We start from the raw sequence: 14379 nt of genomic DNA on the forward strand, positions 1-14379 counted from the left end.
ATAAGTGTGTCGGATTGTCAGGCCCGCAACAATGCTTTCGAATCGGAAAATGGTGAACTTTTCACAAATTCTATTCGTTTGGTTTGTGGTTCCCTGAAGCAATGCGTTTGCCACGCTGGCGCCCGACCTCCAGCGCCTGCCCGTCGCGCTGTTTGCCATGTCGCGCCTGGCCGACTAGCTCGGGGATCAGTGGGCCCTCCGGCAGGTGGCGCCAGAAGCGCCCGGGCAGGTGCTGGCGCAACGCGCCGGGATTGAGCCGGGCGGGGTTGAAGGTGTGCCGGTAGTAGGCCAGCCACAGCTCGGCACCGGGGTCCTCGGCGTTGCGCGCCCACTGCCGCCATTGCTCCGGGCATTGGCGCCGGTAGTCCAGGTGCTGGCCGTCGAAGCGCACGCCGTCGCGGGGCGTGGCGATCAACCAGCGCTGGCGCCCCAGGCGATCGGCGAAATGCCCGCAGGCGCTGTCGAGGATGTCGTGGGCAGGTTCGTGGTAGGCCACCAGGTCCAGTTGCAACTGCTCGGCCAGTGCCTCGGGCAGTGGCACGAAGCGCACGAAGGCATGCAGGTGATGGGCTTCGCGGCCGACCTGGCGGATGCGCCGCTGCATCTCGCTGCCCAGGCGGTCGCCGGCGAGCATGGCGGTGCGGTCGCCATGGGCGACGCGCCACAGCACTTCGTACAGCAGGTTCCAGCGTTGCTCGCCGCGGTAACGCCCGGCCTGTTCCAGCTGGGCCAGCAGCGCCGCCGGCACGCGGGCGCGGAACGGACCGGGGCCGTCGGGCAGGGGCGTGGGCACGGCCAGCAGGTCGTCCATGCGCGCCTGGCCCCAGGTCACCGTGGCCGGGTCGATGCCATGGCCGAGCAGTTGCCGCGCCTGGTCGCGCCAGGTGGCGAAGTCGTCATCGCAATCCAGCGCGATCATCCCCACAGGCCCATCTGCACCGGTGCCTGGGGTTCGCGCAGGCGGGCGCGCAGCAGGCCGCTGCGCAGCTCGGCCTGGGCCGGGCGGTAGTCGCTGGTGACGATGAACGGGCGGGCCTTGTCCAGCACGCAGCGCAACTGGATCAGGTCGTCGTAGCGGATGCGCCGCTCGCGACGCAGGGCCACCAGGCGCTGCACGCTGCGCAGGCCGATACCGGGGATGCGCGCCAGCAGGGCCGGCTCGGCGCGGTTGACGTCGAGCGGGAATACCTCGCGGTTGGCCAGCGCCCAGGCCAGCTTGGGGTCGATATCCAGGGCCAGGTTGCCGGTTTCGCCCAAAAGCTCGCCGGCCTTGTAGCCGTAGCCGCGCAGGAGGAAGTCGGCCTGGTACAGGCGGTGCTCGCGCAGCAGCGGCGGGGCGGCCAGGGGCACGCTGGAGGGGCTGTCGGGGATCGGACTGAAGGCGGAGTAGTAGACGCGCCTGAGGCCATAGCCCTGGTACAGCGACTCGGCGTTGCGCAGCAGGGCGCTGTCGTCGGTGGCGTCGGCGCCGACGATGACCTGGGTGCTCTGCCCGGCGGGGGTGAAGCGTGGCGCTCGTGGTTCGCCGGCGACGGCCTGCTGGCCGTGGTGGATTACGCCCATGGCCTGGCGGATGGTACTGGCGCGCTTCTCCGGGGCCAGGCGTTCGAGGCTGGCGTCGGTGGGCAGCTCGATATTCACGCTCAAGCGGTCGGCCAGGCGTCCGGCTTCCTCGATCAGCAGCGGGTCGGCGTCGGGGATGGTCTTGAGGTGGATGTAGCCACGAAAGCCATGCTCCTCGCGCAGCAGACGGGCCACCCGGATCAGCTGCTCCATGGTGTAGTCGGCCGAGCGGATGATGCCGGAGCTGAGAAACAGGCCGCTGATGCAGTTGCGCCGGTAGAAGTCCAGGGTCAGGCGCACCACTTCCTCGGGGCTGAAACGCGCCCGCGGCACGTTGCTGGAGCGGCGGTTGACGCAGTACTGGCAGTCGTACAGGCAGAAGTTGGTCAGCAGCACCTTGAGCAGCGACACGCAGCGCCCGTCCGGGGTATAGCTGTGGCAGATGCCCATGCCGTCGGTGGCGCCGAGGCCGTCGCGGCCACGAGAGCTGCGCTTGGGGGCGCCGCTGCTGGCGCAGGACGCGTCGTACTTGGCGGCGTCGGCGAGGATGCCGAGCTTGGCGATGAGCTGCATGGGAGTGTCCGAGATAACTGTTTATTCATACAGTATTTCGGGATTGGGCTGATGGCAAGTGTTTGCGGGTGGTTTTGATTGGGTGATGGCGCAGAGGTGCCTGGCGAGAGTTCTGTAGCGCCTATGAGATCGAGCGCCGCCCGCGCGGCGCTCGATCTCATAGGTGCTGCAACGCTAACGTCGAACACCCTGAAAGGCCCAAATCTCAGGGCGATGCACCCTCGGCATGCTTGATTACAAAATTGTAATCTTCCCGCCACCGCCCCGATAACCACCGCTGCCTACAGTCCCTCGCCAAAGCATTCCGCCGCTTGTCGACGAGGACTTCCGCCGTGCCCATCCCCCGCAAGATCGCCTTGCTCTGCCTGTTGCTGGCCGGCCCTGCCGGTGCCCAGGGCCTGAGCCTGGACCAGGCGCTCGACGCCGCCTTCTCCCAGAACCCGGACTTCGCCGCCATCGGCCGTGAGATCGGCATCGCCGAGGGCGAGCGCCAGCAGGCCGGGTTGATCCCAAACCCCGAGCTGTCCTGGGAGGTCGAGGACACCCGCCGCGCCACCAGCACCACCACCGTGACCCTCAGCCAGGCCCTGGAGCTGGGCGGCAAGCGCGGCGCGCGGATCGAAGTCGCAAAGGCCGGCCAGGCAATCGCCCGGCTGGAGCTCGAGCGCCAGCGCAACAGCCTGCGCGCGGATGTGATCCAGGCCTTTCATGCCGCCTTGCGGGCACAGACCGCGCTGGAGCTGGCGCAACAGTCGCAGGCGCTGACCGAACGCGGCCTGCGGGTGGTGGAGGGGCGGGTGCGCGCCGGGCAGTCCTCGCCGGTGGAGGCCACCCGCGCCCAGGTCCAGCTGGCCCAGGCCGAGGCGGCGGTGCGTCGGGCACGCACCGAACGTGGCGTGGCCAACCAGGTCCTGGCGCGTCTGACGGGCAGTGCCGAGGCCCGTTTCGACCGGCTCGACGCGAGCAACCTCTCACCCGGCCCGGCGCCGCAGGCCGAACCCCTGCTGGCCAAGGTCGAGCAGACCGCCGAATGGCGCCTGGCCGCGGCACAGATCGAGCGTGGCGATGCCAGCCTCGGTTCCGAGAAGGCCCAGCGCATTCCCAACCTGACCGTCAGCCTGGGCAGCCAGTACAGCCGCGAGGACCGTGAGCGGGTCAACGTGGTCGGGCTGTCGATGCCGCTGCCGCTGTTCGACCGCAACCAGGGCAACGTGCTGGCCGCCGCCCGTCGCGCCGACCAGGCCCGCGACCTGCGCAACGCCGTGGAGCTGCGCTTGCGCAGCGAAACCCGCAGCGCCCTGGAGCAGTGGGGCACGGCCATGGGCGAAGTGCAGGCCTACGACCGCACCATCCTGCCCGCCGCCCAGCAGGCGGTGGACACCGCCACACGCGGCTTCGAGATGGGCAAGTTCGCCTTCCTCGATGTGCTCGACGCCCAGCGAACGCTGATCGATGCACGGGGCTTGTACCTCGAAGCGCTGGCCCAGGCGACCGATGCCCGGGCGCAGGTGGAGCGGATCTACGGCGAGCTTTGAGCCTCGACCCATCGCGGGGCAAGCCCGCTCCCACGCATTCCCGCGGGAGCGGGCTTGCCCCGCGATGGGCCCTGAACTGCAACGACTTTTCCAGCAGGAGCAACAATGACCAACCCACGCAAGCTCGCCATCCTCGCCGCTGCCCTGGCCGTTATCGGCCTCGGCGGTGCCGCCTGGACCGGCACCCTCGGTAAGGCCGGCAGCGGCCAGGCCCAGCACGACGACCACGGCGAAGCCGGCCACGGCCACGACGAAGACAAGGACGATGGCCACGGTGAGTCCGCAGGCGAAAGCCATGCCGACGAAGAGGGCCAGTTGCATCTCTCCGCCGAGCAGATCCAGGCCGCCGGCGTGCAGCTGGCCACTGCCGGCCCGCGCACCTTGGGCACTGCCATCAGCTTCCCCGGTGAGATCCGCTTCGACGAGGACCGCACCGCCCACGTGGTGCCCCGCGTCCCCGGCGTGGTCGAGTCGGTGCAGGCCGAGCTGGGCCAGGCGGTCAAGCGTGGCCAGGTGCTGGCGGTGATCGCCAGCCAGCAGATCTCCGAGCTGCGCAGCGAGCAGCAGGCCGCCCAGCGCCGCCTGGAGCTGGCCCGCTTGACCTTCGAGCGTGAGAAGCAGCTGTGGCAGGAGCGCATCAGCGCCGAACAGGACTACCTGCAGGCCCGCCAGGCGCTGCAGGAGGCCGAGATCGCCGCTGCCAACGCCGGGCAGAAGGCCGCCGCCGTGGCGCCGGCCGGCAAGGGCAACCGCTACGAGTTGCGTGCACCGTTCGACGCGGTGGTGGTGGAAAAGCACCTGACCGTGGGCGAGGTGGTGGACGAGACCAGCAATGCCTTCACCCTGTCCGATCTGAGCCGGGTCTGGGCCACCTTCGCCGTGGCCCCGCGCGACCTGGACAAGGTGGTCAGCGGCCGTGGCGTCAGCGTCAGCGCGCCGGACCTCGGCGCCCAGGTGGAGGGCAAGGTCAACTACGTCGGCAGCCTGCTCGGCGAGCAGAACCGCGCCGCCACCGTGCGCGCCACCCTGGCCAATCCCAATGGCGCCTGGCGCCCCGGGCTGTTCGTCAACATCGCGGTTACCGTCGAGCGTTTCGACGCCGCCGTGGTGGTGCCGGAAAGCGCACTGCAGACCTGGGATGAACAGACCGTAGTGTTCGCCCGTACCGACGAGGGCTTTGAGGCCCGCCCGGTGAAGACCGGGCGCCGCGACGCCGGCCAGGTGGAAGTGCGCGAGGGGCTGGCCGCCGGCACCGTGGTCGCCGCCGCCGGCAGCTTCGTCCTCAAGTCCGAGCTGGGCAAAGGCTCGGCCGAACACAGCCACTGACCGGGGACGCCATTCATGTTCGAACGCCTTATCCAGTTCGCCATCGAGCAACGCCTGGTGGTGATGCTCGCCGTGGTGCTGATGGCCGCCGTGGGCATCCACAGCTACCAGAAGCTGCCCATCGACGCCGTGCCCGACATCACCAACGTGCAGGTGCAGATCAACACCGCAGCGCCCGGCTACTCGCCGCTGGAGACCGAGCAGCGCATCACCTTCGCCATCGAGACCGCCATGGCCGGCCTGCCAGGCCTCAAGCAGACCCGCTCGCTGTCGCGTTCGGGGCTGTCCCAGGTGACGGTGATCTTCGATGACGGCACCGACATCTTCTTTGCCCGCCAGCTGGTCAACGAGCGCTTGCAGGTGGCCCGCGAGCGGTTGCCCGAAGGCATCGAGGCGGCCATGGGGCCGATCTCCACTGGCCTTGGCGAGATCTTCCTGTGGACGGTCGAGGCCGAGGAGGGGGCGGTGAAGGACGACGGCACGTCCTATACCGCCACCGATCTGCGGGTGATCCAGGACTGGATCATCAAGCCGCAGCTGCGCAACGTGCCGGGTGTGGCCGAGGTGAACAGCATCGGCGGCCATGCCAAGCAGTACCTGATCGCGCCTGAACCCAAGCGCCTGGCGGCCTACAAGCTGACCCTCAACGACCTGGTCGCGGCGCTCGAGCGCAACAATGCCAACGTCGGCGCCGGCTACATCGAGCGCAACGGCGAGCAGTTGCTGATCCGCGCCCCGGGCCAGGTGGCCTCGGCCGAGGACATCGCCAACATCGTCATCTCCAGCGTCGATGGCACGCCGATCCGCGTCAGCCATGTCGCCCAGGTTGGCCTGGGCCAAGAGCTGCGCTCGGGCGCCGCCACCGAGAATGGCCGCGAGGTGGTGCTGGGCACGGTGTTCATGCTGATCGGCGAGAACAGCCGCACAGTGTCCCAGGCGGTGGCGGCCAAGCTCGAGGAGATCAACCGCAGCCTGCCCAAGGGCGTGGTGGCGATCACCGTCTATGACCGCACCAACCTGGTGGAAAAAGCCATCGCCACGGTGAAGAAGAACCTCATCGAAGGCGCTATCCTGGTCATCGCCGTATTGTTCCTGTTCCTGGGCAACATCCGCGCGGCGTTGATCACCGCCATGGTCATCCCCCTGTCGATGCTGTTCACCTTCACCGGCATGTTCAGCAACAAGGTCAGCGCCAACCTGATGAGCCTGGGGGCACTCGACTTCGGCATCATCGTCGACGGCGCGGTGGTGATCGTCGAGAACGCCATCCGCCGCCTGGCTCATGCCCAGCAGCATCATGGCCGCATGCTGACCCGCTCCGAGCGCTTCCACGAAGTGTTCGCCGCCGCCCGCGAGGCACGTCGGCCGCTGATCTACGGGCAGTTGATCATCATGGTGGTGTACCTGCCGATCTTTGCCCTGACAGGGGTCGAGGGCAAGATGTTCCACCCCATGGCCTTCACCGTGGTGATGGCGCTGCTGGGGGCGATGATCCTTTCGGTGACCTTCGTTCCGGCGGCGCTCGCGCTGTTCGTCACCGGCAAGGTGAAGGAGGAGGAGGGCGCGGTCATGCGCACCGCCCGCCGCCGCTACGCCCCGGTGCTGGACTGGGTGCTGGGCCGGCGCAACCTGGCGTTCGCCGGCGCCGCCACCGTGGTGCTGCTGTCCGGCGTGCTGGCCAGTCGCATGGGCAGTGAGTTCATCCCCAGCCTCAGCGAGGGTGATTTCGCCCTGCAGGCCCTGCGCGTGCCGGGCACCAGCCTGTCGCAGTCGGTGGACATGCAGCAGCGGCTGGAGAAGACCATCATCGCCCAGGTGCCGGAAGTCGAGCGGGTGTTCGCCCGTACCGGCACAGCCGAGATCGCTTCCGACCCGATGCCGCCGAACATCTCCGACGCCTACGTGATGCTCAAGCCCCGCGAGCAATGGCAGGATCCAGGCAAGCCGCGCGATGAACTGATCTTCGAGGTACAGCGTGCCGCCGCCAGCGTGCCGGGTAGCAACTACGAGCTGTCGCAGCCGATCCAGCTGCGCTTCAACGAGCTGATCTCCGGGGTGCGCAGCGATGTCGCGGTGAAGGTGTTCGGCGACGACATGGAGGTACTCAACCGCACCGCCGCGCAGATTGCCGCGAGCTTGCAGCAGGTGCCGGGAGCCTCCGAGGTGAAGGTCGAGCAGACCACCGGCCTGCCGGTGCTGACCATCGATATCGACCGTGACAAGGCCGCCCGTTACGGCCTGAACGTGGGCGATGTTCAGGACGCCATTGCCATCGCCGTGGGTGGTCGCACTGCCGGCACCCTGTACGAAGGCGACCGCCGCTTCGACATGGTGGTGCGCCTGTCGGAAGCGCTACGCACCGATGTCGACGGCTTGTCCGGCCTGCTGATCCCGGTGCCGGCCAGCGCCGCCGCCGGTGCCTCGCAGATCGGCTTCATCCCGCTGTCACAGGTGGCCACCCTGAACCTGCAGCTGGGCCCCAACCAGGTCAGCCGCGAGGATGGCAAGCGCGTGGTGGTGGTCAGCGCCAACGTGCGTGGGCGTGACCTGGGTTCGTTCGTCGAACAGGCCTCGCAGACGCTGATCGACCAGGTGCAGATCCCGCCGGGCTACTGGACTCGCTGGGGCGGCCAATTCGAGCAGTTGCAGTCGGCGGCAGAGCGCCTGCGGGTGGTGGTGCCGGTCTCGCTGCTGCTGGTCATGGCCTTGCTGCTGATGATGTTCAACAACCTCAAGGATGGCCTGCTGGTGTTCACCGGCATCCCCTTCGCCCTGACCGGCGGGGTGCTGGCGCTTTGGTTGCGGGATATCCCGCTGTCGATCTCGGCGGGGGTAGGCTTTATCGCGCTGTCGGGCGTCGCGGTGCTCAACGGCCTGGTGATGATTGCCTTCATTCGCAACCTGCGCGAGGAAGGCCGGAGCTTGCGCGCGGCGGTGGAAGAGGGGGCGTTGACCCGCCTGCGGCCGGTGCTGATGACCGCGCTGGTGGCGTCGCTGGGCTTCATTCCCATGGCCCTGGCCACCGGCACCGGCGCCGAGGTGCAGCGGCCGCTGGCGACGGTGGTGATCGGTGGGATCCTGTCGTCGACGGCGCTGACCTTGCTGGTGTTGCCAGCGTTGTATCAGTGGGCGCATCGGCGGGATGAGGACAACCTGGCAGAAGACGTGTAACGCTATCGCAAGGAGCGGCCTTGTGTCGCGAATGGGCTGCGAAGCAGCCCCCAATGAACCATGCAACAATTGCGTGACCTGGGGCCGCTTTGCGGCCCTTTCGCGACACAAGGCCGCTCCTACAGGTACCGGCGCAGCCAGTGATCCAGGCTCAACCTTCCAGCCCCTTTCAACAGCAGCGGCAGCAACGCCACCAGGTAGATCAACGGTAGCTTGAAGTTGCCAAAACCCTGGTCGGTGATCGCATAACCCCGCCCCAATTCCGCCAGGCTCGACCACTGGCTCGGCCAGTGCACGGTGGCAATCGCCACCACCGTCACCACCATCAGCACTGCCGAGGCCAGACGGGTGCCGAGCCCCAGCAGCAGGAGCAGCGGACAGATCAATTCGGCCCACATCGACAGCTGCCAGTTGAGACCCACCGGCAACAGGTTGAACGGGAATGGAAAACTGCTTTGCAGGTCGGCGAACCAGTTGGTGCCGTTGAACTTCTCCAGGCCCGATTCGAAGAACTCCCAGGCCAGGAACAGGCGCAACGGCAGGTCGGCGCTCCAGTTGCCGGTGTGGTCGAGGGCGTTGAACAGCTTCCAGTCAGTGAACAGTGGCAGGGCTTTCATGAACAGGCATCCCGGTGTAGGCGGCAACGGCGGGCTGCCGTCGCGCTGTCGTGGCCGGGAGTGTGTGGTGGCGGGGTATCGACAGTGTGTCGGGGGTGGTGGGTTTATGTATCGCTGTGTAGCGATCCTCAGCGGTTGCTGGTCAGGCGCTGTTGCGCCGCGGCGCAGCCGTTGATGTCCACCGCCTTCTGCAGGAAGGCCTGGCGCTGGCGCGGGTCGAGCTCACCGAGCAGGCGGTAGATCTCGGCCTGGTAGTCGCGCTGGCGCCCCCACTGCAGTTGCAGGCCCTGGGGCCGGGTACGGTTGCACACCAGGCGGGTGGCCGGCTGCGGATAGTAGGCGGCATACAAGGTGGCCATGCTGGGAACCGCCTCCAGCGCCTCGCGGTAGGCGGGGCTGGCATTGTACGGGGAGCACCAGTGGGCGATGGCCAGCGCGGGTGGGGCGAAGCCTTGCTTGAGGCTGGCTTCCAGCAACGGGCAGGCGGCCTCGGCGATCTGTCCTGCCGGCAGATAGGTGGTGTAGTACAGCGCCAGGCGGTACTGGGCTACCGGGTGGCCGAGTTCCACCGACTTTTTCAGCAGGGCCACCGCCGTGGGCAGCGTGTGGGCCATCGCCTGGCCCTGGCGGCTGAGCTCGGGGTCGCCACTGGCGGTGCGCAGCGGACCGGCGTTGTCGTCCTGGTTGTCGGCCTGTTCCAGCAGCGGCAGGGCCTGGCGATAGAGCAGGTCGGCATGGGGGTCGATGCTCACGTCCAGGGCCTGGGCGCCTGTGGCGGCCAGCAGCAACGGGAGTGTCGCAGCCAGGCGAGCGCGAGGACGGGCCAGGAGCGAGGGGAAGGCAGGAATGGTCATGGCAGTTACACGGTGCCTCGGGCGAATCAGGAGCGACGACGGCCTATTCTATCCATCCGCGTGCCTTTCCCGAAAGCCCGGCGTCCGGTCATCAGACCAGCTTGATCGGTGCGACCTTGCGCAGGGCCTGTCTTTCCTGGGCCAGCCCCAGCTTGGCGGTGATCACCTTGGCCAGCGCATTGTTGCCCAGGTCGTTGAAATGCAGGCGATCGACGAACAGGTGCTCGGCGAACACCGGCGAGCTGCTGAGCATGCTGTTCATGTCGTAGCAGGGGACCGGGTCGGCCTGGCTCTTGATGCGGCGGAAGAAGGCCATGTGCAGCTGGCTGTCGAAGGTGTCGCCGAGCAGGCGGTCGAAGTTCGATGGCTGGCGCTCGAGTTTGGCGAGCATGGCCTGTTCCGCCTTGGGCAGTGCCTCGCGGCACCAGGGCAGCAGCGGTTGCAGGATGAAGGTGAGGGTGGTGTGGCCGTCCGCCAGCAGCCGGTCCCACTGGCGCAGGGTGCGGCCCACGGCATCGGCGGCGCGGATCAGGCGCTTGTCCGGGCTCGACAGCGGTTCCACTGGCGGCCAGTGGGTTTCCCGGGCTGGCGCCAGCAGCTGGCCAAGGCGTTGCCAGAACGACTCGCGGCGCGCTTCGCCGCCGGCATGCACGCCTTCGTTGAAACGGTTGAGAAAATCCTGGTAGGCCTGTGCCCGATGCGGGTCCTGCGCACCGGCCAGGACTTCGGCGAGGGCCTCCTGGGCCAGTGTGTTCAGGCCACTGAGCACCACCACGTGGCCGATCTGGCCAAAGCGGTGCTGGTGAGTGAGGAACATCAGCAGTTCCTGGGTTGCGTTCAGGCCGCAACCTGCGAGGCTCAACCAGATCTCGCCGGTCAGCACCGACAGGTACGAGGCCACGGTGTGTTCGTCGGAACTGGCGCCGATGCCCATGGCGGTGGAACCGCCCACCAGCAGGTTGACCCGCGCCGCGCCGCCGCGCTCGGCCACCGAGAAACGCTTGCCGGCGCAGTGGCTGTAGCGCATGCCCAGGGCGTCGGTGTTGATGGTTGCGCAGCGGTAGCCGCGCTCGTGCACATACAGCGTGTGCGGTGCGCGGCGGCTACCCAGTTGCAGGAAGCGCTGATAGTCCTGCGCCAAGGGGTCGGGCGTGCCCATGCTGCCGGTGGTGGCGGGGGGGATCGGGGTCATGGGCGCTCCTTCTGTTAGGGGGGCTCAGGCGGCCAGCTCCCTGAGGTTGTAGGCCAGGCCGACGGCGGCGATCAGCAGCAGGGCAACGCCGGAGGCCAGGCTGATCAGGCGGTTGCTGCGCGGCGAGGCGATCTTGCCGATGGCGAAGATGTACAGGCTGAGCACGGCGAAATCGATGGCGATCCACAGCAGCGACAGCACCACCATGCTCTTGCCGAACGACTCGGTGATCTGGATGAACTGTGGGAAGAAGGCGATGAAGAAGATGATGTCCTTGGGGTTGGAGATACCGACCATGAAGCCCTGCAGCAGGCCCCCGCGGCCCGCTTGCGCGCTGGCCGGGGCCTGCGGGGCGCTGTCGACCGGGGCCTGCAGCGCTTCGCGCAGGGTGCCCAGGGCGATGTAGCCGATGAACAGGCAGCCCAGCAGGCTCATGGCGCTGAGCCAGGCCTTGTCGATGGCCGCGCTGGTAAGGATGATCCAGGCGGCCGCGCCGATCAGCACCAGCGAGGCCCAGTTGGTGCCGACCGCGGTGAACAGGGCCTTGCGCGAGCCCGAGGCGGCGGCGGTGTTGACGATCAGGGCCACCACCGGGCCGGGCGTGGCGATCAGCAGCAGGACGGTTAGGGCGTAGGTGGCGGTCAGTGCGGTATTCACGATCAGTTCTCGGTGAGGGTTGCAGCGGTTGCGTGGGCATGGAACGGGCAGCGCGCCGGGCTTGGCGAACCGGGCTCCTGCAATTGGTACTGCTTCCATTCGAAGTTGTCGTCCTGGCCGAAGAAGCCCAGGGTCTCGGGCATCACCCCGTCGTTGTAGTGGCGCACCCGCTCGCGGATGCGTGCGCGAATGCGCTGGCCGCTTTCAGTGCTGGCGCTGGCGACCTCGTCGAAGCTCTCCCGCGGGTTGATGACGAAGGCAATGTGCCGGCCCAGGTTGCGGCTTTTCATCAAGCGGTGGGCGGGGAAGCTCATGTTGATGAACAGCGGCATGCCTGCGAAACAGAACGACCAGCGCGTGTCGTGCGGATCCTGCGGTACTTCTTCGGGCCAGGGCTGCGGGTCGCGCGCATGGACCTGATTCAGCACGTCCCAGGCCAGTGCCTGCTGTGCCTGCAGCGTGGTGCCGGGCGCCGTCTCGAGGAACACCAGCAGCGGGTTGCCGATGCGCTGCTTGAGCGGGATCGGCTCGATGGTGCTGATGTAGTCGCCAAGGCCTTGGGCAATATCGTCTGCCAGGCGTTCGGCGCGGGCGAAGACGATGTGGCACGTGCGCGCATTGACCGCCTTGCGCCCGAACAGGCACGGGAAGTCAGGGTTGGCGAGGGTTTCCTTGAAGTCTTCTATGGTCTTGTACGTCCAGTGGTGACGGTTCTGGACATGTTCATCGGCGAGCTCCAGCGCATCCAGGCGGTAGCAGTTTCCATAACCCGTAAACATGATTTCCCCAGGCATATCCGTATGCAGTATTTAATAGAGTTTCTCGTTTAATAGAACGTTTTCGACATATAACGGCAGCTTTGCTATATATAATTGTTATTTACCGGCATTTTCCGAGATGGATCCCGCGTTGTAAAACGCCTGGTTCTATGACCTACTATTAGCTTCACTCATGCTCTGGAAGGCGCCATGTCGGAACGGATTCAAGCCTTGCACGCCCTGCGCGCCTTCGAAGTGGCGTCGCGCTATGGCTCCTTCACCCGCGCGGCCCAGGAATTGGCCCTGACCCAGGGCGCGGTCAGCCACCACATCAAGACCCTCGAAGCCCTGTTCGGCTGCGACCTGTTCGAGCGTCGCGGCCCCAAGCTGCGCCTGACCGAGCACGGTCGGCTGCTGGCCCAGGAACTCAAGGTCGGTTTCAAGATCATCGAGAACGCCTGCGCGCTGTTGCGCCAGGATCGCTACGGCGTGCGCCTGAAGGCGCCGTCCACGCTCACCGTGCGCTGGCTGCTCAGGGCCCTGGACGGCTTCAAGCGGGTCGACAACAGCTGTTCGGTGCAACTGTCGAGCGTATGGATGGACATCGACGCGGTGGACTTCTATTCCGAACCCTATGACTGCGCCATCCTGCTCGGCAACGGACGCTTCCCGGCGGATGTGGAGAGCCTGAAGCTGTTCGATGAATGGCTGATCCCGGTGTGTCACCCAAGCTACCTCGAGCAGGCCCGGCCGGAGCTGTCGGTGCTCTCCAGCTGCGAGTTCCTCCACCCCTCGCCGGACCGGCGTGACTGGCGACGCTGGCTGGCGCGCATGGACGCGCTGGACGTCAGCATCGACCAGGGCCAGGTGTTCGACACCCTCGACCAGGGCATCTCGGCCGCCCAGCAGGGGCTGGGCATCTCGGTGGTCGACCTGGTGCTGGCCAGTGCCGACCTGGCGGCGGGCAACCTGGTCACGCCATTCCCCCACGCGGTGGCCACCGGCGACGGCTACTACATGACCTGGCTCAAGGCCAGCCCCAAGGCCCACCAGATGCACAAGTTGCGCGACTACCTGTTGGCGCAGGTGCCGCCGCTGTCGCACAAGGACATCAGCTACCTGTACGGCTGAGGTCGGTGGCAGGCAGTACCCGTTCGAGCATGAAGTCGATGAACACCCTCAGCTTGGGCGGCATCTGCCGTCCAGATGGCCACAGCAGGTAGAAGCTGCCACGTCGCTCCATGAAGCTGTCGAGCACGCTCACCAGGCTGCCGGCCGCCAGTTCCTTGCGCACGCTGAAGTCCGGCAGGCAGGTGATGCCGCGATGGTTGAGGGCGAAGCAGATGCGCGTCTCGACGTGATTGCAGACCATCGAGATGGGAATCGCGTAGTCCTGCTCGGGGTGTTCCCGGCGCAGCGGCCAGGTTTCCAGCTTGCCGCTGCTGGGGAAGCGGTAGTGCAGGCAGCTGTGCCCGGTGAGCTCACGGGGATGCTGCGGCGTGCCGCGTTCGCGCAGGTAGGCGGGGGACGCCACCAGGCGATGCTGGAAGTGCCCAAGGAACTTGGCGTTGAGGCGCGAATCCAGCGGCTGGCCACCGCGCATCACCACGTCGAAGCCCTCGCCGACGATATCCACCATGCGGTCGCTGAAGTCCAGGTCGAGCTCGATGTCGGGATAACGCGCCATGAACTCGGCCAAAGCCGGCATCACCAACCCGGTCACCTGCGGCAGGCTCACCCGCAGGCGCCCGCGGGGCGCTCCGCTGGCCTGGGACAGCTCCTGCTCGGTGGCTTCGATCTCGGCAAGGATGCGTCGGCTGCGTTCCAGGAACAGCGTGCCCTCGGCGGTCAGGGTGATGCTGCGGGTGCTGCGGTGAAACAGGCGCACGCCCAGGCGTTCCTCCAGCCGTGCCACGCGCTTGCCCACGGCGGAGGCGCTGATCCCCAGCGACTGGCCGGCGGCGACGAAACTGCGGGTCTCGGCGACCCGGTTGAAGACCATGAAGCCGCTGAGGCTGTCCATGCTGCGCTCCGATTGCGGACACTGATGTCCTGACTGAGTGGAATTGTACCCGGCTTTTTCCGCAATGCCCCAGCAGCGCACCATGCCTGCCTAAATCGATAGCCGGAGAC

12 protein-coding genes are annotated in these 14379 nt (G+C 67.1%); 4 read left to right on the forward strand and 8 right to left on the reverse strand.

The genetic code is table 11. The features are described 5' to 3' along the window. Positions 1-70: 70 nt before the first annotated feature. Together K5H97_RS10835 and K5H97_RS10840 are read right to left on the reverse strand one after the other, a co-directional pair. Positions 71-919 (reverse strand): TIGR03915 family putative DNA repair protein, encoded by an 849-nt coding sequence (locus tag K5H97_RS10835; RefSeq protein ID WP_028691822.1) that lies wholly within the window; start codon positions 917-919, stop codon positions 71-73. Then, entirely contained in the window at positions 916-2136 is a 1221-nt protein-coding gene (locus K5H97_RS10840) for a putative DNA modification/repair radical SAM protein (protein ID WP_028691821.1), read from the reverse strand. The genes K5H97_RS10835 and K5H97_RS10840 overlap by 4 nt, the downstream gene beginning before the upstream one ends. A 332-nt stretch (positions 2137-2468) precedes the next feature. Between K5H97_RS10840 and K5H97_RS10845 the strand changes: the two genes are divergently transcribed. The 3 genes from K5H97_RS10845 to K5H97_RS10855 all read left to right on the forward strand — a co-directional run bounded on the left by K5H97_RS10845 (position 2469) and on the right by K5H97_RS10855 (position 8168). Further along, positions 2469-3671 carry a TolC family protein gene (locus K5H97_RS10845; protein ID WP_051555719.1) on the forward strand — a complete coding sequence of 401 codons (1203 nt, stop codon included), beginning with the start codon at positions 2469-2471 and terminating at the stop codon, positions 3669-3671. 105 nt (positions 3672-3776) lie between these two features. Next, positions 3777-4997 carry an efflux RND transporter periplasmic adaptor subunit gene (locus K5H97_RS10850; protein WP_028691819.1) on the forward strand — a complete coding sequence of 407 codons (1221 nt, stop codon included), beginning with the start codon at positions 3777-3779 and terminating at the stop codon, positions 4995-4997. A 15-nt stretch (positions 4998-5012) separates the two neighbouring features. Further along, entirely contained in the window at positions 5013-8168 is a 3156-nt protein-coding gene (locus K5H97_RS10855) for a CusA/CzcA family heavy metal efflux RND transporter (RefSeq protein ID WP_028691818.1), read from the forward strand. A 119-nt stretch (positions 8169-8287) separates the two neighbouring features. Here the strand turns inward: K5H97_RS10855 and K5H97_RS10860 are convergent, their stop codons facing one another. From K5H97_RS10860 to K5H97_RS10880, 5 genes are all read right to left on the reverse strand, one after another. Beyond that, positions 8288-8785: an HvfX family Cu-binding RiPP maturation protein gene (locus tag K5H97_RS10860; protein ID WP_051555718.1), complete on the reverse strand. Its 498-nt coding sequence runs from the start codon at positions 8783-8785 to the stop codon at positions 8288-8290. 128 nt (positions 8786-8913) lie between these two features. Further along, the gene (locus K5H97_RS10865; RefSeq protein WP_036986331.1) at positions 8914-9639 is read right to left on the reverse strand and encodes a hypothetical protein; all 726 of its coding nucleotides are present in this window, start codon (positions 9637-9639) and stop codon (positions 8914-8916) included. 91 nt (positions 9640-9730) lie between these two features. After that, positions 9731-10831 (reverse strand): hypothetical protein, encoded by a 1101-nt coding sequence (locus tag K5H97_RS10870; RefSeq protein WP_051555717.1) that lies wholly within the window; start codon positions 10829-10831, stop codon positions 9731-9733. A gap of 24 nt (positions 10832-10855) precedes the next feature. Next, a complete protein-coding gene (locus K5H97_RS10875) occupies positions 10856-11488 on the reverse strand; it encodes a LysE family translocator (RefSeq protein WP_028691814.1) in 633 nt (210 codons plus the stop codon). A 2-nt stretch (positions 11489-11490) separates the two neighbouring features. After that, complete coding sequence (locus K5H97_RS10880; RefSeq protein WP_028691813.1) at positions 11491-12267, reverse strand: YqcI/YcgG family protein; 777 nt, start codon at positions 12265-12267, stop codon at positions 11491-11493. A gap of 189 nt (positions 12268-12456) precedes the next feature. On the opposite strand from K5H97_RS10880, the gene K5H97_RS10885 reads away from it, so the two are divergent. Then, on the forward strand, positions 12457-13377 hold the full coding sequence (locus tag K5H97_RS10885; protein WP_028691812.1) for a LysR substrate-binding domain-containing protein: 921 nt from the start codon (positions 12457-12459) through the stop codon (positions 13375-13377). Here K5H97_RS10885 and K5H97_RS10890 read toward each other — a convergent pair. Next, entirely contained in the window at positions 13358-14269 is a 912-nt protein-coding gene (locus tag K5H97_RS10890; protein WP_028691811.1) for a LysR family transcriptional regulator, read from the reverse strand. The genes K5H97_RS10885 and K5H97_RS10890 overlap by 20 nt on opposite strands. Positions 14270-14379: the final 110 nt, after the last annotated feature.

Source organism: Pseudomonas mosselii (assembly GCF_019823065.1).
GTDB classification, from domain to species: domain Bacteria; phylum Pseudomonadota; class Gammaproteobacteria; order Pseudomonadales; family Pseudomonadaceae; genus Aquipseudomonas; species Aquipseudomonas mosselii.

Bases quoted from the DNA above. Each gene is read 5' to 3' on its own strand.
- K5H97_RS10835 (WP_028691822.1), bottom strand. From the start codon at position 919: ATGATCGCGCTGGATTGCGATGACGACTTCGCCACCTGGCGCGACCAG.
- K5H97_RS10840 (WP_028691821.1), bottom strand. From the start codon at position 2,136: ATGCAGCTCATCGCCAAGCTCGGCATCCTCGCCGACGCCGCCAAGTAC.
- K5H97_RS10850 (WP_028691819.1), top strand. From the start codon at position 3,777: ATGACCAACCCACGCAAGCTCGCCATCCTCGCCGCTGCCCTGGCCGTT.
- K5H97_RS10855 (WP_028691818.1), top strand. From the start codon at position 5,013: ATGTTCGAACGCCTTATCCAGTTCGCCATCGAGCAACGCCTGGTGGTG.
- K5H97_RS10860 (WP_051555718.1), bottom strand. From the start codon at position 8,785: ATGAAAGCCCTGCCACTGTTCACTGACTGGAAGCTGTTCAACGCCCTC.
- K5H97_RS10865 (WP_036986331.1), bottom strand. From the start codon at position 9,639: ATGACCATTCCTGCCTTCCCCTCGCTCCTGGCCCGTCCTCGCGCTCGC.
- K5H97_RS10870 (WP_051555717.1), bottom strand. From the start codon at position 10,831: ATGACCCCGATCCCCCCCGCCACCACCGGCAGCATGGGCACGCCCGAC.
- K5H97_RS10880 (WP_028691813.1), bottom strand. From the start codon at position 12,267: ATGTTTACGGGTTATGGAAACTGCTACCGCCTGGATGCGCTGGAGCTC.
- K5H97_RS10885 (WP_028691812.1), top strand. From the start codon at position 12,457: ATGTCGGAACGGATTCAAGCCTTGCACGCCCTGCGCGCCTTCGAAGTG.
- K5H97_RS10890 (WP_028691811.1), bottom strand. From the start codon at position 14,269: ATGGACAGCCTCAGCGGCTTCATGGTCTTCAACCGGGTCGCCGAGACC.